Here is a 7,908-nt window from a genome sequence, read left to right on the forward strand (position 1 = left end):
AAACTTTCCCTCAACCTTATAAAGAAAAATGTCTCCTTGTTGATGCAATTAATTAACCATGTTAGCGATTTACAAAAATCGGATCAAAAGTCCTTAAAGTTATCTGTGTCGGTTATAGAATTAATTGGTTTTGTTCAATCGGTTATTAATTCATTTAAAGGTATGGCCGAGCAGAAAAATATTCAACTGATTTTAGAGATTACTTCATCAGAAATTTATGTATGGCTAGATGCCGAAAAATTGAAACTTATTTTTTATTACCTGTTTTCCAGGGCAATAAAATCTTCAAATCGGGGTACAAGTATTCTGGTCTCCCTAAAACAAAAGGAATCTGCCGTACAAATAAAAGTTACAGGTCAGAAATTGGGGCTTACAGATGATGAAAAAGAAAAGGTTTTCAATGGTTCTTCCCCTTCGAAAAGGAACAAGAAAACACTCGGCAAATATGATATTGGTTTCCCCTTGGTCAAAAACCTGGTAGAACTGCAAAAAGGTAAAATAGAATTAGAAAAAAAAGAGGGGGAAAGTTCTTGTTTTACCCTGACATTCCAACAGGGCAAAGATCATTTTTCGGCTGAAGAGATAAAAAATTCAGAAAACGATTTTATTTTTGACCAGACAAAGCCGGACCTATCCCCGACATTTATGAATGATATTGGTGACCAAAAAATTTTAATCGTGGAAGATAACCCTGACATGATTGATTTTCTGGTGCTGTTATTGGAAAAGTATTTCGCATTAAAGGCTGCGAATAATGGACAGGAAGCATTGGAAATGATACCGGATTTTATGCCTGATCTGATCATCTCTGATATCATGATACCTGCAATGAATGGAATAGATTTTTGCAAACAGGTAAAAAACAACATCAAAACCTCCCATATCCCCATTATTTTACTTTCATCAAAAACAGATATTAAAACTCATGTTGACAGCCTGGAAACCGGTGCCGATGCTTATATTGAAAAACCCTTTTATAGCCCTCTGCTTTTGGCAAATATCCATTCGCTTTTAAAAAACAGAGAATATATTAAAGCTCAATTCAACGTATCGGATTTAAAGTTTAGTTTGCCCAATCAATTATCCAAACAGGACCGGAACTTCATTAAAATGGTAAATGAAATCATTGAATCCAAACTTGCAGACCCACTATTTAATGTTGAAGAATTGAGTAAAAAGGCAAACATGAGCAGGGCAACATTCTATCGCAAATTCACAGGCCTGATCGGTATAAATCCTGCCGATTATATTCGCAAAAACCGTTTAAAAAAAGCTTATGCCCTTATAAAGGATAAACAGCTAAACATATCCCGGGTGGCTGAATATACTGGTTTTCTTAGTGTTTCACAATTCAGAAAAAGTTTTAAAAAAGAATTTGGCAAAACACCTTCAGAAATTCAAAAAAAGCAAACCTGAAAAGCAAACTTGAAGTATTAAGTATAACCAGCATTAAGAGCACCATGAAATTAAAGGTATTCACTAATTTCAGCACTTCTTATCTCAATGTAATAATATTCTCTTACGACAAGTAAAATCAAGAGTTTCGCTGAGTGTTACCATAGTATCCAGTTATGGCCACATTTTTAAGGGGTTGGGGTAAATTTGTATTTTTTGCGTTTCTGCGCCTTAGTGGTCAACGTATTTTTGAAGAATTTTTCCTTAAAATCGCATATACCTGATTTAATTGACATTAAATTTTTCGATCCGGTGATGTTTTAAATTCACAAAATAAAAAATTTGATAAATTGATTTTTTTTAAATGTAAATAAATACTTTTACCCCCAAATAGGTTATGCTTCAAGAATAATCTGAAAAAACCTCGTAAACAAAATACTAAACTTATGGAGTCCAAAAAATCATCGCGTCGTCTGTTTTTAAAACAGGCCGCCGCATTTTCTGCCTTAGCGGCACTTCCAACAATATTGACAAGAACGGCATCCGGGATGACGCTTCCTACGACAAAGTTGGCCAGTGCAAGCGAACGTGTTAATCTTGCATGTTGTGGTATCGGCAATCGTGCTGCTGAAGATATCAATGCAATGTATAATACAGGATTAGTAAACATCGTAGCCCTTTGTGATGTGGATATGGGAGCCCCACAAACATTGGAAATTCTTAAGAAATTTCCCAATGTACCGCGTTTCCAGGATTTTAGGAAGATGTTCGATAAAATGAGCAATCAAATCGATGCCGTGTGCGTTGCCGTTCCGGATTTCTCTCATTTTCCGATCACTATGTTGGCCATGAATCTGGGTAAACATGTATATTGTGAGAAACCTTTAGCCCGGACTTTCAATGAAATTGAACTGATGATGAAAGCCGAGAAGAAATACAAGGTAGCTGCTCAAATGGGTAACCAGGGACATTCAGAAGCCAATTATTTCCAGTTTAAAGCATGGACAGAAGCCGGTATCATCAAAGATGTCACCGCTATAACCGCTCACATGAATTCAGCCCGTCGTTGGCACGGATGGAATACCCACATTACAAAATTCCCTGACGCACAACCCATCCCTTCTACACTCGACTGGGATACATGGCTGATGACAGCTAAGTATCATGACTACAACAAAGATTATATAAACGGACAATGGCGCTGCTGGTTTGATTTCGGTATGGGCGCATTGGGTGACTGGGGTGCTCACATTCTCGATACAGCTCATGAGTTCCTGCATCTTGGATTGCCTTTTGAAGTTAATCCTTTAAAACTTGACGGACATAATGACTTTTTCTATCCCCAGGCTTCTACATTATTGTTCAGATTTCCTAAACGGGAAAACATGCCCCCGGTTGACGTAACCTGGTATGACGGAATCAATAATATTCCTTCTGTTCCAAAAGGTTATGGAGTATCCGAACTTGACCCGAACATTCCGCCTACAAGTACCGGAAAAATCCAACCAGCCAAGCTTAATCCCGGCAAGATCATCTACAGCAAAAATCTGATCTTTAAGGGAGGTACACACGGAAGTACCCTTTCTATTATTCCCCCTGAAAAAGCTAAGGAAATGGAATCCAAACTGCCGGTAGTTCCAAAAAGTCCTTCTAACCATTATCAGAACTTCCTCAAAGCATGTAAAGGAGAAGAAAAATGCCGTTCCTCTTTTGCAATTTCAGGTCCCTTAAGCCAGGTATTTACTTTGGGTGTAATGGCTCAACATTTAAATACCAAAATAATGTTCGACAGAAAGACGAAACAAATCACCAACAATAAATTGGCAAATAGCTTGTTGGTAGGACCTCCCCCACGCAAAGGATGGGAAGAATTTTATAAAATGTAATAATTTTTTGATTCTTCAATAAGGATTGCCTTGAAATTGTTTTAGTTGTCATTTTAGGAAAAACGTTTGCAATGAATGCAAGGCATATTCTTCGAATATTATGCCAGCTGGAGTGGAATAAATTACCGGCCAGCTGGCAATTTGTAAAAAAGAAGTTTTTTAGAACATAAACACATAATTATTTACAATGAAAAAAAATTTAATTTTTCTCTTATTGGCATTAATGATGGTTTTCACTGTCAAAGCCCAGACACCAAAGCGCCCGGGACCACAGCCAGCCCCTGAAACCAATGAAAAGTTCAAAATAGGAATTGCCGGATTTTCTTTCGCAAAGGTGGGCAGTTTGGACAAATCATTGGAAACCATGCAAAAAATAAATGTCCATTATTTATGTATTAAAGATTTCCACTTGCCGCTCAACAGCACAGACGAACAAATTGCAGCTTTTAAAGAAAAATTGAAAGCAAAAGACATAACAGGTTATGCTGTTGGTCCTATTTACATGAAAACGGAAGCTGAAGTCGATCATGCATTTGAATATGCAAAAAAAGCTGGCGTAAAATTGATTGTAGGTGTACCTAACTATGAACTTTTACCTTATGTGGATAAAAAAGTTAAGGAGTACAATTTTAATTTCGCCATTCACCTTCATGGACCAGACATAAAAATATATCAGGATGCTGATGATGTATGGAATCATGTTAAAAATCTTGATCCTCGTATCGGCATGTGCCTGGATATAGGTCATGATACCCGAAATGGTAAGGATCCTGTGGCTGACCTGAAAAAATATCAATCCAGAGTATTTGAAGTTCATTTAAAAGATGTGACAGGAAATACCAGGCTTGGATATTCTCTTGAAGTGGGCCGAGGAATCATTAATTTTCCTGCATTTGTAAAAATGTTAAGAAAAGTTGGATATTCGGGCGTAGTCAGCCTGGAAAATGAAATCAATATGAATGATCCTTATATGGATATTGCAGAATCTATTGGTTATTTCAGAGGCATAATCGTTGCTACAAGAAAGTAGAAAATTAACCTTGAACAGGTTCCCTATATGTTTTATTAATAGCCAAGAGATATCTTGGCTATTTTTATCTTAACTAAAGCATTTTTAACCAAATCCTGAATGTTATTGGTTTCCAATAGCATTAAATCGCTATTTTTGCCGTCATAACTGGAAAATTTAGCAATTGAATGCAACGTTTTACCTTAAAAAACGTAATAAACAAATTAACTTATTAATCTAACAGTTTTCATGCTTGAACGTATTAACAAAAAACTGAAAATATTTTTGGCCTATAGTCTTGGATTATTGCTTCTTGTATCCTGCGCCAAACAAAATCCCGTAGTAGGATTAATGTTGCCTCACATGCACATCCAGCGATATCACATAGAAAAAGATGAATTTACATCAAGGATTTCAGCCTTGGGTGGGAAAGTAGAATTCAGATCAGCCAATAATGACGAACAACTACAATTAGCCCAACTCGATTCCTTACTGAATGAAGGAATCGATGTACTGGTACTGGATCCTGTAAACCGGTTTACCGCTGCCCAAATGGTCAGAAAAGCCCATGCAAAAGGAGTGAAAGTCATCTCCTATGACCGTTTGATTTCCAACTGCGATGTGGATGCTTTTTTAAGTTTTGACGCAAAAATGGTGGGTAGACAGATGGCAGAATCCCTGATGAAATTAAAACCTGCAGGGAACTATATCCTTTTAGAAGGAGACAAAACAGATATCAATGCGATCGGAATTGATCAGGGCCAGCAGGAAATTCTTAGTCCTGCCATTAAATCAGGAAGTATCCATGTGATGTATAAGATTTTTATTGAACAATGGTCGCAAGATGAAGCGGCCCTGGAGGTTCAGCACTGCATAGACCTTTTGTCAGGTCAGGTACCCGACGTGATCCTGGCAGGTTCAGATGACTTAGCCCAAGGGGCAATAAAAACTTTACAGAAAGATGGCCTGGCCGGTAAAGTACTGGTTTCCGGTCACAATGGGGACCTCTCTGCCTGTAAAAATATTCTAAAAGGCTTTCAGCAAATGACGGTTTACAAACCTTATAAAAAACTTGCAAATACAGCTGCAGAACTTGCTTTCAAAATGTTGAACAATAAGAAGGTTAGTGATATTCTGGAAACTACTATGAACAATGGAAAGTTAAATATACCTACCCACCTCTTACCAACAATTCCGGTTACTGCTGCAAATATGAAATCCACCATCATTGCTGATGGTATTTTCACTGAGCAAGACTTAGCAAAATAACAACAGGTCTTGTCATTTTATTATTACGATGAAAACTGAAGCTCTTATAAAGAAAGGGAATCCAATATCAGGATTTACCGCTCTTTCATCATTAGAGCTTGTTTAAGATACAGGGAATTGTTGGTGAAACATAATATAGAAACGATATTATACACTTTGTTTCTGCAGATTTTTGTTGGATTCTAAAGAAGGCCGGATAACCTCGGCAAAAGAGCTGATAAAAATCCCTGTTTAATACAGGAAAATACTCCAACCTCTTCAAAAGGGATAATAACAGGAGATTGCTTCACGGTAATACTCAGTGAAACTCAGGATTTTCTCAGCGGATCTCAGCGTAAATGAATATCATTACACTGAGAAACACTGAGTTAAAGTGAGGTTCGCTGAGACGACATATTATTTTTTGCCTTAAAACTTCACGGCTTAGCGAGAAATATGTTTCTCGTTAAGGCACAAAATACATTTACCACAATGGCACAAAGTGCATTAGGAATGCAAGTTATTTTTGAACCTTGTGAAATTGTAATCCTTATGTCCATTGTGGTAAGATGATATTTATCTAAAAATTCCTATCTCATACTTTTTATTCTCCATAAAATAGAGGAGAATGAGATCGCTTTACATAGTTGTCGTCACAAAAAGCAATAGTTTTTTCAACTAAAGACATATGAGGTTCTAAAAACATTAAGGAAACTGAGCAACTAAATTTAACTAAAGCAAACGCAACCAAGCAGCAATTATTTTCATCTTAAGAGAAAAATTTTCTGTTAAATTATTTGCTCACTTTAATCTTTTAAAAAATGAAAAGTTACTTTACTTTTATTTTATCGCTTTTATTCCTTTCTGGATGCATGAAAGATAATAACACTGTTAATGAACCGACAATTGATTGGGAAACTTATAAGTATGTAATGCATTGGACTGAAATAGAGAGCAAGACAGATGAATCAGGATGGAAAAATATCTCTGAAGGACAAAAATTGACCTTCTTTTCCAATTTCGTTGATGAAAAACTTGGATTGCCAAACAATGGGAAAGTCCTTTATAAGCCGGAGTTAAGTATTAATATAAAAAACAATACTTCCTTTAAACGAAATGACAACACGTTTAAATTTTATTATTTCTCATCTAAAGCAAAAGCAGATACAGTATTTTTGTCTTATAAACTTCTTGATAGCTCAACTTTAGTGATATCGAATACAAATGTCACTCCTACAGTTGAAATTAAATATAGACGAGATAATTAAAAAAAGATTCATATTCTGTCCAATATATGAAAAGCTAAAAATCAACGAATCAGTCATGATTTTGTAATGAATAAATTAAAAATTACAAGCAGTAATAAATAAGATTCTGAGCGGTCTATACAATCCAGCAATGAGTATATGTTGAACTAAACACCCTTTCCAGAGAGTCAGGTCCGAATTATTTGTGCATAACATGATAAAATGAAGTAAATCAAAAATACTTCAACTTCTTATGCAGAGATGTAATAAATTTTGCATCTCTGCATTCTATTTGTATCTAAAAAGAAAAATATTTTACGACATTTGTTAAATAGTAATCAATTCCTTTTTGTAAGGTAACTAATTCAATACTTGTTTTTACACTAAATGTAAAACTTCGATGGAATCTGCTGTAACTATTCAAAATTCCGATATTGTGAAAGAGAATAAAAAAAGTGAATCCGGTCGCCTTTTATCCCTGGATGCTTTGAGGGGATTCGATATGATGTGGATCATTAGCGGAGAAATCATTGTACATGCCCTGGCTAAAGCAACCCATGCCCCCTTTTGTATCTGGATGTCAAATCAGTTGCACCACACTGTTTGGAATGGTTTTACTTTTTATGACATGATTTTCCCCCTGTTTATATTAATTGCAGGAATTTCCATGCCCTTTTCCTACGGTAAAAAATTAAAAGATAAAACCGGTGAGGATTACAAAGTTGCAAAACGGAACTTATATAAATCCTTAATTAAGAGAACCCTCATCCTGATTCTCTGCGGTATGGTTGTAAATGGGGCATTGCAACTGAAAGGTTATCAGGACACGCGGTTTGCCAGTGTTCTGGGACGTATTGCCATATCCTGTTTCTTTGCTGCACTCATCTTTTTAAATTGTAAACTGAGAAACCAAATCATCTGGTTTTCAGGCTTGCTACTGGGTTACTGGGCCATCATGATGTTGATTCCCGTACCGGGTTATGGCGCCGGGGTTTTAACCCCTGAGGGAAATCTGGCAAGTTATCTCGACAGGATGTTCCTGCCCGGGAAACTGCATCGGGTAGTATATGATCCCGAAGGATTATTATCCAATATCCCGGCCATTGGAACAGCCATGCTCGGC

6 protein-coding genes are annotated in these 7,908 nt (G+C 36.4%); all 6 read left to right on the forward strand.

The window, feature by feature from the left end:
* Window positions 1-1,416, forward strand: a 1,416-nt coding sequence (locus Q8907_09815; protein ID MDP4274561.1) for a response regulator, incomplete at its 5' end; no start/stop codon positions are given.
* 425 nt (window positions 1,417-1,841) lie between these two features.
* The gene (locus Q8907_09820; GenBank protein MDP4274562.1) at window positions 1,842-3,281 is read left to right on the forward strand and encodes a Gfo/Idh/MocA family oxidoreductase; all 1,440 of its coding nucleotides are present in this window, start codon (window positions 1,842-1,844) and stop codon (window positions 3,279-3,281) included.
* A gap of 187 nt (window positions 3,282-3,468) precedes the next feature.
* Window positions 3,469-4,311 (forward strand): sugar phosphate isomerase/epimerase, encoded by an 843-nt coding sequence (locus Q8907_09825; GenBank protein ID MDP4274563.1) that lies wholly within the window; start codon window positions 3,469-3,471, stop codon window positions 4,309-4,311.
* Window positions 4,312-4,539: 228 nt separating this feature from the next.
* Entirely contained in the window at window positions 4,540-5,559 is a 1,020-nt protein-coding gene (locus Q8907_09830) for a substrate-binding domain-containing protein (GenBank protein ID MDP4274564.1), read from the forward strand.
* 800 nt (window positions 5,560-6,359) lie between these two features.
* A complete protein-coding gene (locus Q8907_09835) occupies window positions 6,360-6,806 on the forward strand; it encodes a hypothetical protein (GenBank protein ID MDP4274565.1) in 447 nt (148 codons plus the stop codon).
* A 379-nt stretch (window positions 6,807-7,185) separates the two neighbouring features.
* Window positions 7,186-7,908: heparan-alpha-glucosaminide N-acetyltransferase domain-containing protein (locus Q8907_09840; protein ID MDP4274566.1), on the forward strand; the 723-nt coding region annotated here is incomplete at its 3' end.

It is taken from the genome of Bacteroidota bacterium (genome assembly GCA_030706565.1).
In the GTDB taxonomy this organism is placed as follows: Bacteria; Bacteroidota; Bacteroidia; order Bacteroidales; family JAUZOH01; genus JAUZOH01.